We start from the raw sequence: 19,359 nt of genomic DNA on the forward strand, positions 1-19,359 counted from the left end.
CATCGCTTACGCATGTTCTAAAACCTTGTGGCCAGGCCCTAGGGAAATTCTGAAAAAGACTTCCTGATTTTGGCAAAATTTCCGGACTTCCCCCGCCAAGCTTCCAGAGAGTTCCGATAGCGCTACCTCTCGCCCACCGTTCCAGTCAGAGGTTCGCCGAGCACAATCGATCACCACCCTTACACCATCCGGTCTTGTCTCCTGGCCGCCAAGAGCTGGCCCAGACAGCCCACTACCCGCACAAAAACCCCAGCAACGCTCGCATCACCCGTCCTTCCAAACTCACCGCATCCGTCTCCCCCCGCTCCCCCGCCGCATCGATCATGCCGTGGGCCATCGCCAGCAGGTCTTGCGCGGTCTGCAGTACATCGGCGCAGACCCACGGGGCTGACGGAAGGGTCAGCGCCGCTATCAGTTCGGTAAGAATGACGTTGGCCACGCGCTCATGGCGCTCTTGCAGCGGTAAGCGGCGCTCTTCGAAGTCGATGATTCTGGCCAGTTCCGGGCGCCGTAGCTGGTGGGCGACGGAGGCCTGGACCAGTGCGCGGATGCGTGCGAGGGCGTCGTCGTGTTGATGGACGTGCTGGACGTCATCGAGCAACTGAGTGGTTTCGCGTTCGATCAAGGCGACGGTCAGGGCGTCGCGGTTGGGGAAGTACTGGTACAGCGAGCCGATGCTTACGCCGGCGCGCTGCGCCACGGCGTTGGTGGAGCAGGCGGCGAGGCCGTCGGTTTCGAGAATGCGAGCAGCGGCTTCGAGAATGGTGTCGACGGTGTTGGCCGAACGGCGCTGGGTCGGGAGTTTGCGGGGGTTTAAGGGCGGTATTTCGCGGTGTTTGGTCATGATCGGGATGCGAGTTTTAAATATGAGTTATGACTCGTATTCTGGATTGGCTTTCCCCACTCTTCAACTACCAGGAATCATTATCATGGCTACGACATCACTGAGTGTTTTCATGTTGGTCAAGACCACCCAGGAATGGCTGGGGTTTTCAGTCGAGCATCGCTTTGAGCTGATGCGCACGCAGATGGAGCCGATTTTGCAAAAGCATGCGGCGCAGGTCTCGATGCGGTTTTTCGACATCGAGTTCTATTCGGCGCGGGTCACCGATCTGTGGTTGTGGGAAACCGACAGTCATCATGCGTATGAACTGCTGGTGGAGGATCTGCGGGAGACGCCGTTCTGGGATCGGTATTTCGCCATCGTCGAGATTTTGCCGGGGGTGGAGAATGCCTATGCCAAGAATTATGATCAGGCACCGTTTTTGAGTGCGTAATGAAAATACCCCGACTCTACCCGCCAAGTTTTCCGATGAAGCAAATGACTTTCGCCGATGCCGAGTACGCCGGAAAACGCAAGCAGACCCGTAAAGAGTTGTTCCTGATCGAGCGGCGGCCAAGCGCGCGTTCGACGCCATGATGGGGATGAGCAAGATCGACATCGCAGCGATCGAAGCGGCGCTGGGGCGTTAGCCAACGCTGCTTGGGGCTGGGCGTTTGGATATGTCGATTCTGGCTGCTCCAGACGCCTCTCCCCGCGCAGTGAACAGGCGGTGCCCCTTATTCCGGCAGTCCCGCTTTGCGTAGACCGTCCACCAGCGTGGCGAGATTCTCCGGCCTGTGGATCGGTAGCCAATCAGAGATAGTGCTGAGGCATAACGTAGGATCGAGCTTGCGCAAATGGTCCATCGCACGCTGCGCTTCGGCCATCCGTCCGGCAAGCGCATGGCTCGCTGCAAGGATGGCGACAGCCAACAGAAAATCGGGCAAATCCCGAAGTGCTTTCTCTGCCCATGACGACGCCGTGTCGAAGCGGCCCACGAAGAGATTCGCGACTGCCATTCCGGCTTGCATTCTGTACAGCTCCGGGTCGAGGGGACTGAACCGCATGGCGTGCGTAAAGTACTCGATGGCTGCATCGGTTTCGCCGTGCCAGAGTCTGAGGAACGCGCCGAGGAACCATGCGGCGGCGAGGTTCGGATTGAGCACGAGTGCCTTGTCCAGCAATGCAATGCCACCCCGCAGGTCGCCGGCAAGATAGCCAAGCGTATGGCCGCTTCGGGTGAGAGCGACCGCATCGCCCTTGTCCAACTCCACTGCCCGGCGAGCGAGTCGGATACCCTCCGCGACCTCCCGTGGGTGATCAGTCATCCAGCGATTGGCTTTGCGCCAACTATGACACCAGGCCGCCATCGCATAGGCCGATGCAAAATCCGGGTCGAACTCTATGGCCCTATGGAAGAGCGGCAGCGCCTGGTCGATGGCCTCCCGGGTGCCATGATGAAGCTTGGCCATTGCGCGCAGATAGTAATCGTAGGCGTCGAGGCTTTCGGTGGGCGTGTGCCTCGCACGTTCGATCTCTGCCCGCTCAAGCTGTGGTGCGATTGCGCCGACCACGCTTTCGGTGATCTGGTCCTGCAGTTCGAAAATGTCCCCCAGCACACCTTCGAAACGGCCTGCCCAATGGTGAGCCCCGGTTGTCGCATCGATCAGCTGGGCCGTGATGCGCACGCGATTGTTGGCTTTGCGCCAACTGCCCTCCAGCACATAGCGAACGCCCAGTTCGCGACCGACTTGTTTCACGTCCACCGTACGGGTCTTGTAGGTAAAGCTCGAGTTGCGCGCGACGACAAACAGCCAGCGATACTGCGACAGCGCCGCGATGATGTCCCCTACCACGCCGTCGGCCAGGTAATCCTGCTCTTCGTCCCCGCTCAAGTTCACGAACGGCAAGACCGCGATGGACGGTTTGGCCGGCAGCGCCGGCTCGGATGCAGAGGCTTGAACCGAGGGGGCGGATTCGGTGCCTGGAAGGCCAACGCAATCCAGCGACTTGACGTCGGCGACGAAGCGGAACCCCTTGCGGGCCACCGTTCGAATCACACGCTGCTGCTGACCGTTGTCACCGACCGCCTTGCGCACCGCATTGATATGACTGGCCAGGGTCGACTCGGAGACTATACGTCCGACCCATATCGCATTGATCAGATCGTCCCTGCTGACGACGTGCTCGCGGTTCTGCGCCAGGTAAACCAGCAGGTCGAAAACCTGGGGCGCAGTGGCAACGACCTGGGAGGCCCGAAGGAGTTCTCGCCGGTCCAGGTCGAGCACGCAGTCATCAAACACCAATAGCATTCAGGGCTCCTGTCCCGTACTCACGCGCCGGGCACATGCCCGTGGTTACCGGCCGACGATTGGCGGCCAGGGGACGTGATTTATAACACGGGTTCCTGGACAAATAGCCAAGCCAAATTCAATGGAAACCCAAGGCTTCGACAAAGTATCGCGCCCGGCTGGCGAGCATGCTCCCTACATCGATCACTGCAACGAATTTGATCGACACCCAACCGAGGAGCGGGACATGAAAATTGTCGTTATTGGCGGTAGCGGACTGATCGGGTCGAACATTGTCAGCAGGCTACGTCTCTATGGACACGAGACGGTGGCGGCCTCGCCACGCACGGGTGTGAACACCCTCACTGGCGAGGGGCTGGCCGAAGCGCTTGCCGGTGCTCAAGTCGTCGTCGATGTGGCGAACTCTCCCTCGTTTGAAGACCGGGCCGTCATGGAGTTCTTTCAAACGTCCGGTCGAAACCTGCTTGCAGCCGAAGCGGCCGCTGGGGTGGAGCACCATGTCGCGCTCTCTGTCGTAGGCCCCGATCGTCTTCCGCAAAGCGGTTACTTCCGGGCAAAAGTCGCCCAGGAAGAGCTGATCAAGGCGTCGAAGATCCCCTACACCATCCTGCGTTCGACGCAGTTCTTCGAGTTCATCGAAGGCATTGTCAATTCGGGTGCCGACGGCGACACGATTCGCCTCTCGCCTGCCCTTATCCAGCCCATCGCATCGGATGACGTCTCGGCGGTGCTGGCCGATCTTGCGGTCGGGGCACCGGTCAATGGCATCGTCGAAGTGGGCGGACCTGATCGTTTCCCTCTCGACGAACTGGCGCGCAAGTTTCTTGCCGCGCACCACGACAAACGGCAGGTCATCGCCGACGTGCATGCGCGCTACTTCGGCGATGAGTTGAATGATCGATCCCTGGTCGCGGGCGACGACGCGCACATCGGTCCGACACGCTTCCTGAACTGGCTCAGCCGCACATCGGCTTAAAGACCGCGCCAGTCAGCCAGGCAGGACGCTATCGAATCTCCACCTACGTATTTCTCACACAGAGGATTCACCATGACCCAGCGCATCGATTACCAGAAGCAATCCCCCGAGCTGTTCAAGAAGTTCGTCGAGTTCAGCCTTGCCTTCAAGCAATGCGCCATCGAGGAGTCGCTGCGCGATCTCGTGGATATCAGGGCATCGCAACTCAACGGCTGCGCCTTCTGCGTGGACATGCACGTGAAGGAAGCCACGATCCATGGCGAGCGGCCGCTCAGGATCCACCATGTCGCCATCTGGCGTGAGTCAACGCTGTTCAGCCCACGCGAACGCGCGGCCTTGGCATGGACCGAAATCCTTACCCAGATTCCCGCCCATGGCGTGCCTGATGAGCTCTATGAGCGTGTTCGTATACAACTGTCCGAGAAAGAGATATCGGACCTGACCTTCCTGATCATGTCGATCAATGCCTGGAATCGCATCAACGTGGGCTTCCAGGTCGTGCCCGGCTCGTACGACAAGGCATTCGGCGTAGACAAGTCCGGCCTGTCCTGACAACGCAAAGCGCTTGTAGGAGCGACCTGTGGCGAGGGGGCTTGCCCCCGTTGGGCTGCGAAGCAGCCCCAAAATCTATGACACACCAAAGATCTTGTGAGCGCTACGCACTCAAACGGGGCGATGCGGCGATCCGACAAGCCCCCTCGCCACAGTGACTGACCGACATTAACCCCTGACAGATCGACAACGAGGAACACGCCATGTCCATTTTCAGAACGTTCGCCATAGGGCTCCTGTTGACCACCGGCACCGCCGGCGCGCAGGAGGCATTGCCACCGGCGCAGGTAACACCGCTGATGACCAAAGCACTGGCGGACTATCCCGATAAGGAGGCGGTGATGATCACGGTGGAGTTTCCACCGGGTGGAGGCGATCCCGTGCATCGGCACAATGCACACGGATTCATCTATGTGCTGGAGGGTTCGATTGTGATGGGCGTGCGCGGCGGCGAATCCGTCACGCTGACACCGGGCCAGACCTTCTACGAAGGCCCGGACGACGTCCACACGGTCGGGCGCAACGCCAGCCTCACCAAACCCGCCAAGTTTCTGGTCGTCCTGTTGAAGGACAAGAGCAAGCCCATTTTTACTCCGGTGCACTGACAGCACCGCCCGCACACGCGGCCAGCTGCGTGCTCGGTGACGCCCTACTCGGCCGACATCATCCGTTCAACGATATCGGCCTGGGGCGCTCCCTTCCTCGACAGGACGCTGCAATGACTTCTCAACGGCTGCTTTCACAATTACGGCAGTGCGCAATCGCAACCCTAGGGGCAGTTTCGCTGGCCGGCTGCATGGTCGGCCCCGACTTCGTGAAGCCTGAAAACGGTCTTCACCAAACGGTGCTAGCGCCCAGACAGGACTACCCAAGCGCCGCCCTGACTTCCGACGCCGCAGTGCCCTCCCAGTGGTGGTTGTTGTTCAACGACGCCGTGCTCGCCGAGCTGCAATCACGTGCGCAGGCTGACAACCTTGATCTGCTCATAGCCTCCGAACGCATTGAACAAAGCCGGGCGCAACTGGGCATCGCCTCCTCGCAGTTGCTGCCCAGCGTGGCGGCCAATGCCAGCTACACGCGTGAGGGGCTCAGCGAACATGGCAAGTTCGCCGCCCTGGGAGCGCCTACTGCCCCCGATAATTTCTGGCAGCTTGGATTCGATGCCAGTTGGGAGCTCGACCTGTGGGGCCGTGCCCAACGCACGCGCGAAGGTGCTGCAGCGACCCTGGAAGCCACGGTGTATGACCGCGAAGCGGCACGGGTGGCTTTGTCCGCCGAAGTGGCGCGCACCTATTTGCAGTTGCGCGGAACGCAGGCACAACTGGACATCGCGCAGCAAAATCTGAGGATTGCCGAACGCACCCTCGGCCTGGCCGAAAGCCGCGAGCGTAACGGCGTCGCGACGCGCTTCGAAACCTCGTCCGCTCGCGCGCAATTGGCGACGATCAAAGCCTTGGTTCCCGAACTGATCCAGCGTCGCAATGCCCTGATGAATGCGCTGGCGTTGTTGATGGGAGAACAGCCACGCGCGCTCGATGCGCAACTGCGTGACGCCATGCCCTTGCCTTCGCTGCCGACCCGCGTGCCGGTCGGCGTCTCTTCTGAATTGGCTCACCGGCGACCCGACATCCTGCGCGCCGAAGCCCAGCTGCATGCCGCGACAGCAGCCATCGGTGTGGCCAAGGCCGATTTCTACCCGCGTATCGGCTTGAAAGGAAAAGTCGGCGTGGAAGCTTTTGAAAGCAGCGATCTCGCGAGTTGGGACTCGCGCTTCTTTTCCGTCGGCCCGACGGTTTACCTTCCGATCTTCCAGGGAGGGCGGTTGACGCAGCGTCTGGCCCTGAACCAATCACGGCAAAAAACCGCCGCGCTGGCTTATCGGCAAACGGTATTGCGAGCCTGGCATGAAGTGGACAACGCCCTGGATGCCTGGGCGGCCCAACAACGCCGGCACGCTGAATTGCTGGATTCGTACGAACAGAACAAGCAAGCACTGCAGTCTGCCGAACGCGGCTATCAGCAAGGCGCTACGGAATATCTGAGCGTACTGACGGCGCAGCTCAATGTGCTTGCCAGCCAAACCAGTCTCAACGACAGCGCGACCAACGCCACGCTCACCGTGGTCAACCTCTACAAGTCGCTGGGTGGCGGTTGGGACCCGCAGGCTGGCATCGATCATTCAACGGCACCTCCATCGGTTGCCCTCGCGTCTCCGGTTGTTTCACCTTCGAAGGCCGACCAATGAACGGAGTCGCATTGTCGCCAGCGGACGTCCCTGCTACCGCAACGCCTGTGGCCAAGCCCTCGATACGCCCAATGGCAGGTCTCGTCGGGATTTTCATCGCAGCCATGATGGCGGGTTTGAACACCCGCGTCGGCGCATTGGCGTTGGCGGATGTACGCGGCGCACTCGGTTTTGGCCTCGACGATGCCTCCTGGCTGACCACCGCGTACAGTGCCGGGGAATTGATTGCCATGCCCTTTGCGGCGTGGTTCGCCATTACGCTATCGCTGCGGCGCTTCGAACTGTGGATGCTCGGCAGTTGTGCGCTGTTGGCGGTGATCCTGCCCTTCATCCACGATCTGAACCTGCTGCTGACCTTGCGGTTTGTGCAAGGCATTGCCTGCGGCACGACGATTCCGCTGCTGATGATGGCGGCGCTGAAATTCCTGCCAGCGCCCATCCGGCTGTATGGGCTGGCGTTGTATGCGATGACCGCGACCTTCGCGCCCAATCTCTCGATCTGGCTGGCCGGGTACTGGACGGATGGGCTGTTCGATTGGCGCTGGGTGTACTGGCAGATCATTCCCCTGACCCTCATCGCCGGATTGTTGGTCGGGTGGGGACTGCCGCGGGAGCCCATTCAGATCCCACGCTTTGGACAGGCCAATTGGTCCGGCATGGCCTGCGGTGTGCCCGCGCTTGGCTTGATCACCGTCGCACTGGATCAAGGCGTACGGCTGGACTGGTTTCATTCGCCCTTGATCACCTTATCGCTGGTGGCCGGACTGGCACTGCTGGCCGTCTACCTGCTGACTGAGTGGTATCACCCCTCACCGTTCATCAAATTGCAGATTCTCGGCCGCCGCAACCTGGGGCTGGGCTGCATTCTGTTCGTCTGCCTGCTGGTGGTGCTGATGTCCAGCTCACTCTTGCCGGCCAGTTATCTCGGCCCTTTGCAGAACTACCGCCCCCTGCAAATGGCATCGATCGGTCTGATCGTCGCCTTGCCGCAATTGGTCCTGGGGCCTGTGGTGGCGCTGCTGCTGTATCAGAAGTGGATCGATGCGCGCCTCGTGTTCGCCTTGGGGTTGTTGTTGATCGCGCTGGCGTGTTTTTGCGGCGCGCAATTGACCTCCGACTGGAACCGCGAGCAGTTCGTCGTGGTGCAAACGCTGCAAGCCTTCGGCCAGCCAATGGCGGTGGTATCGATGCTGTTTCTGGTCACCAGCGTTGTGCAGCCCCCCGAAGGACCTTATGTGTCCGGCACCATCAACACCCTGCGCGCCTTCGGTTCACTGGCCGGTGCGGCAGTGGTCGGACAGCTGATGACCGTGCGCGGTCGTTTCCATGGGGAAATGCTGCTGGACCATGCGGCCCTGGCAGATAACGCCCTGGCGCTTGAGCCGTCCCAATTGATGGACCTCATCGGCCAGCAGTCGCAGGTGCTGTCGATCGCCGACGCCTATCGCGTGCTGGGCATTCTGGCGCTGGTGTTGATTCCTCTGGTGCTGCGGCTGACCTACATCCCCGCACCCGACGTGCGCGCGGCCTCACCCTCTACCTCTCCTTCATCTTCCTCACACGGATAACTCATCATGGCCTTGCCAAAGAAAGCCAGGATCATCAGTGCGGTGCTACTGCTTGCAGTGGCGATCGGCGGTGTTCTCTATCTCAATCGCCCCGAATCCAGCGCATCGACCCAGTCCACGGACGATGCCTATGTCCACGCCGACTTCACCACGGTCGCACCGCAGGTGTCGGGAACGGTCGACTCAGTGATGGTCGAAGACAACCAGCTGGTCAAGAAAGGCGATCTGCTTGCGATCATTGACGACCGTGATTTCGTTGCGGCCCTGAACGCAGCGAAGGCCGAGGTTGCCAGTGCCCGGGCCGGCATCGCCAGCCTGCAAGCGCACCTGATTCAGCAGGAAACCGCCATCCGCCAGGCCCAAGCGGCCGTTGCCGCAGACGACGCTGCGCTCAAGCTGGCCAGCGTCAATCAGACCCGTTATCGCAACCTGGCCACCGACGGCTCGGGAACGGTGCAAGCGCGGCAACAGGCCGAAGCGCAATTGAGCATTCAACAGGCCCGTGGGGAAACGAGCCAGGCAGGTTTACAGGCCGCTCGGCAACAAGTGGATATCCTGAAAGCTGATCTGGAGAAAGCCAGGGCGGCTCTTGCCCACGCGCAAGCCGCACAAGCCACCGCAGAGCTGAAACTTTCCTATACCCGCATCACTGCGCCGATCGGCGGCACGATCGGACAGAAATCGGTGCGTATCGGTGCTTTCGTCAATGCCGGAAAACCCTTGCTGGCGATTGTTCCGCTCGATGCCGTCTATGTCACGGCCAACTACAGGGAGACGCAACTGGCGCGCGTACAAAAGGGTCAAGCCGTGGATATCGAGGTGGATGCCTTGCCGGGCGAGACGCTGCAAGGAACGGTGGACAGCCTGGGACCGGCCAGCGGAGTCACCTACTCCGCCGTCGCGCCGCACAACGCCACCGGCAACTTCACGAAGATCGTCCAGCGCTTGCCTGTACGCATTCGTATCGATCCCGATCAGCCCGCGGCGGCGAAGCTGCGAGTCGGCATGTCCGTGACGCCGAAAATCCGTATCCGGTGATATGACGCCGGCGTGTCTCGTTACAATGCTCCAAAGCTACTCCCAAGAATGAGAATGACCTTGCAGAGCCTAACCCCGACACCCGCCCTCACCGCCCGCGAAGTCTGCCAACGCCTGCGAGACGCCGCCCTGGAAGTCCTCCCGTTGCGGCGCCTCCACGAACCGTGTGAACCCGGTCAGGTACAGGTCGATATCGAAGGCTGGCATCTGACCCTCGACTTCGACGGCAACCGCTTGCACCACTGCCAACACTGCCGAAGTCCGGACGGTCGCGAGGGAACACTCCAGGCCTGGCGTTACGGCACTGACCCGGTCAGTTTACTGAGCACCTGGGAGTTGGCGCAGGTTGAGCGACTATTGAGATAGCGCGATCAGCCCTGCTTCACGTAATGGATCACCTCTTCAAGCGTGTCTATGTCTGGAGCATTGCTCACTAACGCTTGCGGGCGGCACCATGGGTAATCCAGATGCGATAGCCACTCCATGATGCAGTGCAGATCAGTCGCTGGCAGGGTTTTCATGTGCTCGATGGTGATAGTGAGCCTCTGGACAAGTCCCGACTCGGGGCTGAACTGCCATTCATACAGACCGCAACCGACCCGGGCTTCACCGGAGTGCTTGTCGGACATGCCGACCAGCCATTTGCACTGGAAGGTTTTGGCCTGCGGTTCAGGTGGGTGTCCCAGGCAGAAGGTATAGACGTTTTCGAAGGTCTGGCCGAACCGCCTGACCAGCACATCACCGATAGGCCCAAGGCCTTCGACGTGGGGTGGAAACGAGATGGATCCGGTGTGCACGACCATGTCCAGGATCGCGTCTGGCGTAAAGGCCTGGTGCAACAAATGTGGACGGTTGCCGTCCTTGGCTTTGATGTACTGTCGAATCGATAGTTGAGCAGTGTTCATTGTGTGTCCGTCGCATCCATACTGGGTTGAGAGCCGCCTCATGCGCGGCTCACATGACTCGCCTTTACAAAGCACTATTCCATAAGTCCCCCACAATAGGAAAAAGGCAGCGATGGTTACTTTCTGGCAAAGGGACTCAGCCTCATGATGCGTCGTGTTGGCTTATTGCTCATCGGGACTCTCGGACTGGCACTGATCCTGCCTTGGGCTGCCTATTGGGTCGGTCTGAGCAGAATATCGCAGTATCCTTCGCCCCCCTCTCAAGCTATATCCACTGCGCAGCGTGAGTGGGTATGGAGCCTGGCCAAAGGCTCAGGCGAGCCGGTAATAGTGCAGTTGAGCCCGTACTCATATCTGTACGACCTTTTCATTTTGAAAGGTAACAACGATAGGAATATGCAGGTCGCCTGGTGGGCGGCCTCTGAACACTTGATCAAACAGGACTCAACACAGCGAATGCTGTGGTGGCACCTGTCCGGCGCGGCTCTGACTATATGGTTAACCAGAAACTGGACAGATCAGCAGATAACAGCAGCGGCTTTCGTCGCCCTTCAGCAGCGGGGCGAGGTATATGGTGGTCACTAGCCAACAAAGCATTGGGGAAGCGCAACGGGAGGCATAAATGCTCAGGCTGTTCCTGTTATTGACTATTTTGTGGTGTGTATTCATATCGACTGCAATGGCGTTTGCACCGGAACGCGTGCTCGCTTATGTACAACAAAGTCGTATCTGGATGTGGTACATGAAAACCATATTCAGTATTACAAGCGAATCCCTTGGTAGTAAAACGGCTGTTCGATGGGTACGCATTCAAGGAGGAATCGGTTTGATTGCGGCACTGCTTGCGCAATATGTCTGGCTTATTCATCCTGCCTCTAGCTCATAGGCGGCCGTTCAAGGTGGCCATATCCGTTGTCTGACTGCCTCACTACGTGAAGCTGCCTCTGATCAGAAGCGGTATCAAAAGTGCGACTAGCAGCTGGTTATTTGACCCGCATCAATCCTGTTGATGCGCCCATTGTCCGACCGGGTCCACAGCCAGTTATACACGTCGTATCCGCCTTCGCACTTGCCTTGCTTTCTGCCCTGGAAGTCGAAAGTCCGCCATGCGCCATTCTGATGTGAAGGCATCCCGAGCACTCTTTGAATATCTATATCTGTAGAACCTGGCCATAGGTGATTGGCAAATGACACAGGATGCAACTGTGCCGGTAACGCAGGACAGTCACTGCTCGGCCGTGCAGGGCTGGCTGAAGCACAACCAATACACACTTGCACCTGCATCGCCTCGATGTGCGAGGGTGCCAACGGAAGCTTCGCTCATCACCTGCGCTAGCGTTGTTTTCTCGAATTGAATGACGAACGCCCCAAGTGTAGCGCCTTGCGAAGGGGCCTCCTTCAGAGTGGCCGGCCATTCGATCACATCGAATGGGCCCATGGGCGGTGGAACAGCGGCTGTCGCGCTACAGGCGATGCTGAACGATCCGAAAAATAGCGATGACCGATTCATTGCGCGCCTCCGTTTGACTACCAACACCTCAGATCTTAGTGAACGCGATGAATTTCTGCCCTTCGCGACCGGCTGCAAACGGCCATTTGCGGTCGCTCAACCGCCCGCCCTCGCTTAAGTACTAGCCGAGTGATATACCGCTGTTGGGTCTAATGCATGGCAAAAACAGGCAGTCGTATGACGCGATTCTCAATTTATAGCGGGTTGGTTTTGGTGGGCTACTCGGCGCTCGATTACGGAGATCCCCCCATGGGCGTTGCTTCAGGCCAATTCGAACCTGCCGATGGGTACGCTGCTATCCAGAACGAGTGCTCAACGAACCACCACGATCAGACCGTTCTGGATCTTTCTGTTCAGACAGAAGCGGGTTTGGTAATTACATGTGAGGGTCTGGCCATCCTGGATTACTCCAAAGAGTTCCCGTCGCCTTGCATCGAAGTGAACATTTTCGGTATTCCATATCCTCTCTATGGTGAGCTGTTTCCTCAGCAGGTCACTCTGTATGAGCGTCAATTCAGCTAATCGGAATGCCCCGTCTGTGTCCGTTTCGGATCGAAAGCTACCCCTCAGAACCATCCCTTCCCGCCCAAAGCATTGACCATCCGCTCGCAATCAGTTTTCAGTTGGGTTAATAACGACAGATTGGCTCAACCTTGGCCAACACCTCACAATCATCTAGGGGGCATCGGCTCATCGGAAATGCCCCGTCCCTTGCAAACGATAGGCACGCCACGTGAATTTTTCCGAATACTTTGCAACTAACGATGGATCGCTCCCTGAGGTTGTGGTGACGTATTCAGATTCGTCGTTTGTACCGCAGGCATTTCAATATCTGTTCGATCATGGCGCGAAAAATGTCACTGTTGACGGCGGCTACCTTTGGATCAAAGCATCCCAAAGTGGGAAGCCATTCTCCGGCCCTCAGGATGCTTTGCTTGTAAGCTCAGGAGCAGCAGAGGCATTCCACGTCGTTCTCGGTGGGCTGTACGGCACCCGGGGTCAAATACCTGACCTTGGTGTTTACGTTTTCACTAATAGCCTCACATTGGACTATCGGATGGGGGCTCAGTGGGGACAAGATCAGATCTACTCATTGTTGGAGCTACTGCGGCAGCTAAGAGACCTCGGCGGCGTTATATCTATCCCATGGTGGGGAGCTGAGGGTGAACACGACTTCCTTGCAGCCCTGGAGAGCCCCGAAAAAATTATTCATACTTAAATTTACCGCGGGTCGTGACAGGTAGAAAACGGCCAAAAACGGTCTGTGGGGCGCGCCTCGTAAATCCAGGGCCACTCACAATTTTGACTCGATACGACTGACTCACTCGGGCCGGTAGCGGTAACGACTTTCCGGCGCAGAATCATCATTCCCGCAGGTACAAGGCGAGTTGCACTGCGGCTCGCGGATGGCCGCCGGCCACCCGCGAGCCAGTGCCATCAAGCCAGCAGCTTAAGCTCATCTTTACCGTACTTGAGCGATTTCTCGTCTGGAATCATCAGGCCAGTGTGCTCGTTGCGCCCCTGCAGGATGAAGCGGGCGTTCGGGGTGCCCAATTGGGTAGCGGCCTGCTGGCTGTCGGCGCCGATCTCGCCCTTCTTCATGCGGTTGACGATCACCCCCACCGCCGTATCGTTGAAGTCGCGCAGCATCCAGGCATCGCCATCGCTGTCGCCAGCCACCAACACCGGGCCATAGCCCTTCTGTTTAACCAGCACGTTCTTGATGCCAACGGTCTTGCCCGGCCCGTAGTTGAAGTGCCAGTCCGGCTGATAGCGAGTGGTGTACTTGCCGCCTTCCATCGCCATGCGCAGGCCGATCACGTTCTCAGGCGGAACGTCGTATCCGTAATGAGGATTGCCCGCGAACACGCGTACCACATCGTCGATCGAGGCGGTGCTGACATAGACGTCGATGCCGTTGGCGCGCAGCGTGTGCATCAGGCCGCGGATTTCCTCATGGATGCGGATGCCATGAAAGTGCGTATCCGCCACCACCCCGGCCTTGCCCGGCAACGTGCGTGAGCTCTCGTACTTGACCTTGCGCAGTGCGTCGCCGATGGCGTAGTTGTTGGAAGCCTCGGCCATCGCCTGCAACTCAGCCGTGGTCATGTTCTTGTAGAAATACAGAATCCACTTATAGCCGATCTCCACCGGGTAACTGTCGCAGATCGCGTCGTACATAAAGTAGAGCTTGGCGAGAAAATCCTTGTACTGCTCGCTGGCCTGAATCTCTTCCAGGCTCTTGTCGCCGGCGAGCCCCTTGTAGTTGGCGTGCAACCAGCGGTAATCCGCTTCTACGTCGCTGGCGATGTCTTCCATCTTGACCGGCTTGCCGTCCACCGTGGTGTAGTCCTTCATGAACGCGCCGTTCGGCACGTCCTGACGCACCACCTCAGCGAACTCATCGGGCGTCAGCTTGTACTGCAGATGATTGATCTGGTAGACCAGCAGCGCTTCTTCACAGTCGTTCATGATGCAGGTGTTGTCCCAGTCGAACACCGCGTACGGGCGCTGGTCAGGGCGGTAGGACGCGCTCTTGACGCCGTGCTCATCGATCACCGCCTGCAGACGCTTTTGGTTGAGCGGCGACCAGCGCGCCGGGTCCAGCGCACTTGGTGTGGCCGGGGGCGTGGCGGCTTGCGTTATGCGGGATGACAACAACAGCGGACTGACAACGGAAACGGTGGCGAGGGTGTTCAGAAACTGGCGACGCTGCATGGCATAGCTCCTACTTCTAAATGAGAGGTTACAACCGAGGCGATGGCGAAAGCGTGTTTCGAAATGCGGACGAGGGGAAGAAACCGTCCGGCCACGAGGCTAGCTCCAAATACACAAAAAAACAATAATGCCTCAATATCACACAAACATGACGCGCAGGCTGCGCCAACCCAATGATCACGAGGCCGCGCCAAACTTGACAGCGACTGACGCCTCTCCACAATGCGTGCTCGGACAGCGACTCGAACAGCAGGGACACCCGGTATGTGGCAAGAAGAGCGTTACCAGCGGATCCGCGCACTACTATCGACTTTGCAGCGCGTCACCACCGACCGCATCGTCACGGAGCTGAACGTTTCACGCGAGACGGTGCGACGCGACCTGGTCGCTCTGGAAGAACAGGGGGAGTTGAAGCGGATACACGGCGGCGCCATCCGCGTTGAAGACGAAGCGCCCATCGCCGAGCGGGCGAACATCAACGTCAAATTCAAACGTGACCTCGCGCGCGCAGCGGTCAGTCTGCTGTCGCACGGACAGACTGTGTTTATCGACGCGGGCACCACCACCGTCATCCTCGCCGAAGAGCTGGCCAAGCTGGGAGGGCTGACCGTGATCACCAACTCGTTCAACGTGGCGTTGCAATTGCGTAATCCCGCTGTGCCAGGCGGCCAGTACAACGAGGTGATCGTACTGGGCGGTTCGCTCGGCGACCGTGCTCCCGCTACGGTTGGCGGCACCACGGTGGCGGAAATTGGCCGCTATCGGGCCGACCTCGCGCTGTTATCGCCCGTCGGCATCGACGCCCAGCGCGGTGCCAGCAACTACGACCACCGCGAAGCCGAAGTGGCGCGCGCCATGGCCGACAATGCCGAAGGCGTGGTCATCCTCGCCGACTACAGCAAGATCGGCGTGGAGAGCCGCGTCGCTTTCTGCCCGCCAGAACGCATCGACGTGCTCATCACCAACCACAAGGCCAGTACCGAAGCGGCGTTCGCCGCACTGAACGCCAAGCTCAAACGTATTGTCCTGGTGTAGCAGTGGCTCGGCGGTTGCAACAGGCATTGACGCAGCGTGATGCTCCAGTGCGGCGCAACCGGGTAGATCTTGCACGACGCGACTCCGGAGCCCTCCATAACAGCCTCCCGACCTAACGTAGCCGCCAATGCTAACAGTGCTAAATGACTTCTTACGATAGCCCGCAGCCTAGATCTGGCCGCCAGCTCCATCCGTACTGCTAGATGCCTTTGGCGCGTTTAGGTTTGTGGGATGCTAACCACCTTTCTGCTCAGCGTCGATGAAGCTGCCGAAGATTCGAAACATAGACGTCAGGTATGGCCACTTCTCCTTTGAATCAGGAACGCGTAGCAGCCAAAAAAAATGGCCCGCATGCGGGCGGGCCAAATGGGAATTTTTCAAAGGAGCAGGGGTAATCTGCGCTCCATTATGTGAGCACTGCGTGAAAAGCATGTCGCCGAAACGAAAGCATTCGGTCGAAGCAAACACACTACTTTTGCTGATGCAGGTATTTCTGAATTGCATCAATTTCAAGTTTGCTTGGCTTTACACCGCTGTCAGATTTGAAGCTAGCGCTAGCCCAATGCGGCATTGGCGCCTTCAGAGGCTTCCCATGGTCGTCGATACCGCTCAGCACTGCTCGCTCAAATACTTTTGATTTCCATTCACTGGAATCTCCGGCCAGCTTAGGTGCCGATTCTCCCGTGCCTCGAGGCCCGTGACAAACAACGCAGTTATCTTGAAAAAGTGTTTCTCCATCTGGCGGTGATGCTATTGCCGATGAGCAGGTGAGTAGGGTTATGAACGTCAGAAATGCGCATTTCATTTTAGGCTCCTGGCGACCCAACGATGCCGTGAGCTGCTTAGGGGCGCTAAGTGAGAGCGTAGCAGGAGGCGAATGGCGATGGGCGAGAGGACTTCAGGTAGCGAATCCCGACACTGGGCCGGACTGCTTTCTCATGCGTGCTGGATCAGCTTGATCCGCCGCTGGACTGCGGTAAGCGACTCGCCAGCCTCCTTGACGGCTGATCTTATCTCATTCTTGGAATCCACAATTTTTTTGTGCCCAGTACTTAAGCTCGCTACCGTCCTTAACGTGAACTCTGATCTCGTCTGTGCCGCAAATGTGTTTGCGCTGCTCCATAGGGCTCTCCGTGTCTTGTTCATGATGTGAGGCGATTAAAGGATTTTAGGTATTCGGCGCGAGTACGCGCCGCTTAGCTATCCAATCGTGCAGATATGCAGAAAAAGCGGCCCATTTGGGGCGCTGGAGTTTTAGCGATTGACTGCTTCTGGCCGATTCTGTTGAAGAAGTCGGCCACGGTTTGCGTATCAGAAAAGTACGCGTCCGAGATTGAAATCTTTACTTTTTGCAGTGGCTTCCAGACTCAGATTTCACGTAGCAGCGTGCAAAAAAGGTGTTTTCACCAGTCAATGATCAGGCAGTTTGGGCAGACCGACTTTTTCAACAGAATCGGTCGTTTACTGCCCTTGGCGACAGGCAACAATCGGCCCAACAGCAGCCAGTCAATGAAGCAGTAGCCTGCGACCGCGATCAATCACAATTCAATGCGGCTGAGACAACTCAAAAGCTTGCTCAAGGAGCACCAAAGCGGACGAGCGCAGCCTCGATAAATCGTCGGAGTTTGGCAGTTCTCTGACGATTGGCCGTGTAGAGCAAATGCATTTGTCGGCTCGGTGCTTCGTAATCAGCTAACAGTGGAACCAACTCACCGCTGCGCAACGCGGGCTCAAGAAAGTCTTCGGGACCAAGGACAATCCCGAACCCGTCCAGCGCTGCCGACAGCAGTGCTTTGCTCTCGTTGACCTGCAATCGACTGACGACTTGTACCCGTTCAACTGCGGAGCCTTTGCAGAATACCCATTCGCGGTCGGCCGGCCGGGACCAATAGGCATACCCCAGACACTCATGGTTCTTCAGATCATCCGGTATTTGCGGCACTCCGCGGTCGGTCAGGTAGCTCGGTGCCGCACAGGCTACCAACCGATAAGGTGCCAACGGCCTGGCGGTCAAACTGGACGCGGTCAACGGGCCAATTCTGAAAGTCACTTCATAACCCTCCTCCACCAGATCGACGAAGCGATCGGTCAAATGCAGATCGATTTCGACTTCCGGGTGTTGACGCAAAAACTCCGTCACAAAAGGCATGAGGCTATAGGAACCGAACGTGACGGGAGCGCTGATTTTCAGTTTGCCGCGCGGGGTGTCGTTCATGATCTGCGCCAGGGAGTCGGCTGCCTGAGCCTCGCTCAAAATGTGCTTACAGCGTTCGTAGTAAGCGCTGCCCAACTCAGTCAGGCTCTGGCGTCGGGTGGTCCGGTTCAGCAGCCGCGCACCTAGCCTCTGCTCAAGCGCGGCAACATGCTTGGCCACCATCTGCGCCGACAGGCCCAATCGCTCGGCAGCACTGGCATAGGAGCCGGATTCCGCCGCCATCACAAACGCTCCCATGCTCGTCAGACGGTCCATCATTCAACACTCCTGGTAACGAGACTAAGTAGCCGATGATTATTTATCTGCTGTTGGTTGGCAATCATCATGGTTTCTTCTTACTTAACCAGCGGAGCAAGGACATGCGTATCGGCATTATTGGGGCAGGCTTCATCGGACGTGCAGTGGCGCAATTGGTCATCGCCGCGGGACACGAGGCGATGCTCAGCAATTCACGTGGGCCACAGACCATGAGCAGCGTGCGCAGTGGCATTCCTGGCAGTCAGGTCGGCACTATCGAGGACGCAGCACAATTTGGCGAAGTTGTACTCGTGGCAATTCCTCTTGAGCATTACCGAAGCGTGCCAGCCAAGTGGCTAGAGGGCAAAACCGTGCTGGATGCCAATAACTACTACCCGGAACGCGACGGTCACATTGCCGCTCTCGACCGATTCGAAACCACCACCAGCCGCTTGCTCGCCGAGCACCTGCCCCACTCCAGCGTGGTCAAGGCGTTCAATGCAATCCTCGCCCAGGACCTGGTGCAGGACGCGCGCCCGAAAGCAGCGCCCGACCGACGCGCACTGCCGATCGCGGCGGATGATCCGGCGGCGAAAGCGCTGGTGATCAAGTTACTGGACGAGATTGGATTCGACGCGGTAGATGCGGGCAGTCTTGATGAAAGCTGGCGATTCGAACGGGCTAAACCCGCCTACTGCATACCGCTGGATAAAGAGGGGCTGAAGGTTGCCTTGGCTGCGGCCCATCGGCAGGTCGAATTGCCCGAGGGATCGTGGCGTCGCTGAATAGCCCACAACCTGCTGGATCGAGAGAAGACTCGAAGCTGACTGCGGACAGTGTCAGCTTTAGGTCGACTCCGACCTATGGCGGCCGGCAACAGTCGACCCAATAGGGTTGTCCACAACGCCCCGTCAATTGGGCCGCAAGCGGCCGCCCTTAACGATGTGGGTGTACAGTCAAAGACACCAGTTTGAGCACAATGGGGCGAACGACGAGTATGCACAGGAATGCCACTGGCATGGCCAATTTATAGGCGTGCAGCGCATTACTTAGGTAATCATTCTCAATACCGGAATTTGCCGCGGTGATCACGAATGACATCAAGAGCGCCATGATGGTGGCCATATACAGTGCGAAAACATAAGGCGTAGCGCGAACCGAGAGCTTGCGTTGGTTGAAAAATAGAGCTTTAGAGGATGTTTTTGGATTCATATCAGACCTTTTT

The 19,359-nt window shown here is 58.3% G+C and carries 22 protein-coding genes and 1 pseudogene; 16 read left to right on the plus strand and 7 right to left on the minus strand.

Annotated elements, in window-relative coordinates; translation table 11 throughout:
• Positions 1-232: 232 nt before the first annotated feature.
• Positions 233-844 (minus strand): TetR/AcrR family transcriptional regulator, encoded by a 612-nt coding sequence (locus PGR6_RS17250; RefSeq protein WP_064618570.1) that lies wholly within the window; start codon positions 842-844, stop codon positions 233-235.
• A gap of 85 nt (positions 845-929) precedes the next feature.
• Here PGR6_RS17250 and PGR6_RS17255 point away from each other — a divergent pair, with 85 nt between their 5' ends.
• The 3 genes and pseudogenes from PGR6_RS17255 to PGR6_RS30450 all read left to right on the plus strand — a co-directional run.
• Positions 930-1,277, plus strand: coding sequence for a darcynin family protein (locus PGR6_RS17255; RefSeq protein WP_064618571.1), 348 nt, complete (start codon positions 930-932; stop codon positions 1,275-1,277).
• On the plus strand, positions 1,277-1,420 hold the full coding sequence (locus tag PGR6_RS29980; RefSeq protein WP_156523295.1) for a hypothetical protein: 144 nt from the start codon (positions 1,277-1,279) through the stop codon (positions 1,418-1,420). Before PGR6_RS17255 ends, PGR6_RS29980 begins: the two co-directional genes overlap by 1 nt.
• Positions 1,381-1,473 (plus strand): annotated as a pseudogene (locus PGR6_RS30450) (VOC family protein); the annotation flags it as partial. The gene PGR6_RS29980 and the pseudogene PGR6_RS30450, both read left to right, overlap by 40 nt.
• Before the next feature lie 87 nt (positions 1,474-1,560).
• On the opposite strand, the gene PGR6_RS17260 reads toward PGR6_RS30450, so the two are convergent.
• The gene (locus tag PGR6_RS17260) at positions 1,561-3,135 is read right to left on the minus strand and encodes a winged helix-turn-helix domain-containing tetratricopeptide repeat protein (protein WP_064618572.1); all 1,575 of its coding nucleotides are present in this window, start codon (positions 3,133-3,135) and stop codon (positions 1,561-1,563) included.
• Between the two features lie 226 nt (positions 3,136-3,361).
• Here PGR6_RS17260 and PGR6_RS17265 point away from each other — a divergent pair, with 226 nt between their 5' ends.
• The 7 genes from PGR6_RS17265 to PGR6_RS29540 all read left to right on the plus strand — a co-directional run bounded on the left by PGR6_RS17265 (position 3,362) and on the right by PGR6_RS29540 (position 9,880).
• Positions 3,362-4,111, plus strand: coding sequence for an SDR family oxidoreductase (locus tag PGR6_RS17265; protein WP_026286720.1), 750 nt, complete (start codon positions 3,362-3,364; stop codon positions 4,109-4,111).
• A 72-nt stretch (positions 4,112-4,183) separates the two neighbouring features.
• Complete coding sequence (locus PGR6_RS17270; protein ID WP_019648590.1) at positions 4,184-4,663, plus strand: carboxymuconolactone decarboxylase family protein; 480 nt, start codon at positions 4,184-4,186, stop codon at positions 4,661-4,663.
• 203 nt (positions 4,664-4,866) lie between these two features.
• Complete coding sequence (locus tag PGR6_RS17275; protein WP_018930042.1) at positions 4,867-5,268, plus strand: cupin domain-containing protein; 402 nt, start codon at positions 4,867-4,869, stop codon at positions 5,266-5,268.
• A gap of 113 nt (positions 5,269-5,381) precedes the next feature.
• Entirely contained in the window at positions 5,382-6,908 is a 1,527-nt protein-coding gene (locus PGR6_RS17280) for an efflux transporter outer membrane subunit (RefSeq protein ID WP_064618573.1), read from the plus strand.
• A 71-nt stretch (positions 6,909-6,979) separates the two neighbouring features.
• Positions 6,980-8,476, plus strand: coding sequence for an MFS transporter (locus PGR6_RS17285; protein WP_156523296.1), 1,497 nt, complete (start codon positions 6,980-6,982; stop codon positions 8,474-8,476).
• 6 nt (positions 8,477-8,482) lie between these two features.
• Positions 8,483-9,514: an HlyD family secretion protein gene (locus PGR6_RS17290; RefSeq protein WP_018930039.1), complete on the plus strand. Its 1,032-nt coding sequence runs from the start codon at positions 8,483-8,485 to the stop codon at positions 9,512-9,514.
• Between the two features lie 54 nt (positions 9,515-9,568).
• Entirely contained in the window at positions 9,569-9,880 is a 312-nt protein-coding gene (locus PGR6_RS29540) for a DUF7693 family protein (protein ID WP_081626570.1), read from the plus strand.
• Positions 9,881-9,885: 5 nt separating this feature from the next.
• Here the strand turns inward: PGR6_RS29540 and PGR6_RS17300 are convergent, their stop codons facing one another.
• A complete protein-coding gene (locus tag PGR6_RS17300; protein WP_064618582.1) occupies positions 9,886-10,419 on the minus strand; it encodes a hypothetical protein in 534 nt (177 codons plus the stop codon).
• Between the two features lie 144 nt (positions 10,420-10,563).
• On the opposite strand from PGR6_RS17300, the gene PGR6_RS17305 reads away from it, so the two are divergent.
• From PGR6_RS17305 to PGR6_RS17320, 4 genes are all read left to right on the plus strand, one after another.
• Positions 10,564-11,004, plus strand: coding sequence for a hypothetical protein (locus tag PGR6_RS17305; protein ID WP_064618583.1), 441 nt, complete (start codon positions 10,564-10,566; stop codon positions 11,002-11,004).
• Between the two features lie 37 nt (positions 11,005-11,041).
• On the plus strand, positions 11,042-11,305 hold the full coding sequence (locus PGR6_RS29990; protein WP_156523297.1) for a hypothetical protein: 264 nt from the start codon (positions 11,042-11,044) through the stop codon (positions 11,303-11,305).
• Positions 11,306-12,178: 873 nt separating this feature from the next.
• Positions 12,179-12,451, plus strand: coding sequence for a hypothetical protein (locus tag PGR6_RS17315; RefSeq protein ID WP_064618589.1), 273 nt, complete (start codon positions 12,179-12,181; stop codon positions 12,449-12,451).
• Positions 12,452-12,662: 211 nt separating this feature from the next.
• Complete coding sequence (locus PGR6_RS17320; protein ID WP_028940975.1) at positions 12,663-13,148, plus strand: hypothetical protein; 486 nt, start codon at positions 12,663-12,665, stop codon at positions 13,146-13,148.
• A gap of 218 nt (positions 13,149-13,366) precedes the next feature.
• On the opposite strand, the gene PGR6_RS17325 is transcribed toward PGR6_RS17320, so the two are convergent.
• Positions 13,367-14,647 carry a haloacid dehalogenase-like hydrolase gene (locus tag PGR6_RS17325; RefSeq protein WP_018925648.1) on the minus strand — a complete coding sequence of 427 codons (1,281 nt, stop codon included), beginning with the start codon at positions 14,645-14,647 and terminating at the stop codon, positions 13,367-13,369.
• Positions 14,648-14,911: 264 nt separating this feature from the next.
• Here PGR6_RS17325 and PGR6_RS17330 point away from each other — a divergent pair, with 264 nt between their 5' ends.
• Positions 14,912-15,682 carry a DeoR/GlpR family DNA-binding transcription regulator gene (locus tag PGR6_RS17330; protein ID WP_064618592.1) on the plus strand — a complete coding sequence of 257 codons (771 nt, stop codon included), beginning with the start codon at positions 14,912-14,914 and terminating at the stop codon, positions 15,680-15,682.
• 469 nt (positions 15,683-16,151) lie between these two features.
• Here the strand turns inward: PGR6_RS17330 and PGR6_RS29545 are convergent, their stop codons facing one another.
• Together PGR6_RS29545 and PGR6_RS17340 are read right to left on the minus strand one after the other, a co-directional pair.
• Positions 16,152-16,487, minus strand: a complete 336-nt coding sequence (locus tag PGR6_RS29545) for a c-type cytochrome (RefSeq protein WP_082920879.1) — start codon at positions 16,485-16,487, stop codon at positions 16,152-16,154.
• Between the two features lie 771 nt (positions 16,488-17,258).
• Complete coding sequence (locus PGR6_RS17340; protein WP_177343094.1) at positions 17,259-18,155, minus strand: LysR family transcriptional regulator; 897 nt, start codon at positions 18,153-18,155, stop codon at positions 17,259-17,261.
• Positions 18,156-18,256: 101 nt separating this feature from the next.
• On the opposite strand from PGR6_RS17340, the gene PGR6_RS17345 reads away from it, so the two are divergent.
• Complete coding sequence (locus PGR6_RS17345) at positions 18,257-18,919, plus strand: NADPH-dependent F420 reductase (protein ID WP_064621306.1); 663 nt, start codon at positions 18,257-18,259, stop codon at positions 18,917-18,919.
• A 151-nt stretch (positions 18,920-19,070) separates the two neighbouring features.
• On the opposite strand, the gene PGR6_RS17350 is transcribed toward PGR6_RS17345, so the two are convergent.
• Positions 19,071-19,346 (minus strand): DUF2798 domain-containing protein, encoded by a 276-nt coding sequence (locus PGR6_RS17350; RefSeq protein ID WP_018925645.1) that lies wholly within the window; start codon positions 19,344-19,346, stop codon positions 19,071-19,073.
• Positions 19,347-19,359 lie beyond the last annotated feature (13 nt).

This window comes from Pseudomonas sp. GR 6-02 (assembly GCF_001655615.1).
In the GTDB taxonomy this organism is placed as follows: Bacteria; Pseudomonadota; Gammaproteobacteria; order Pseudomonadales; family Pseudomonadaceae; genus Aquipseudomonas.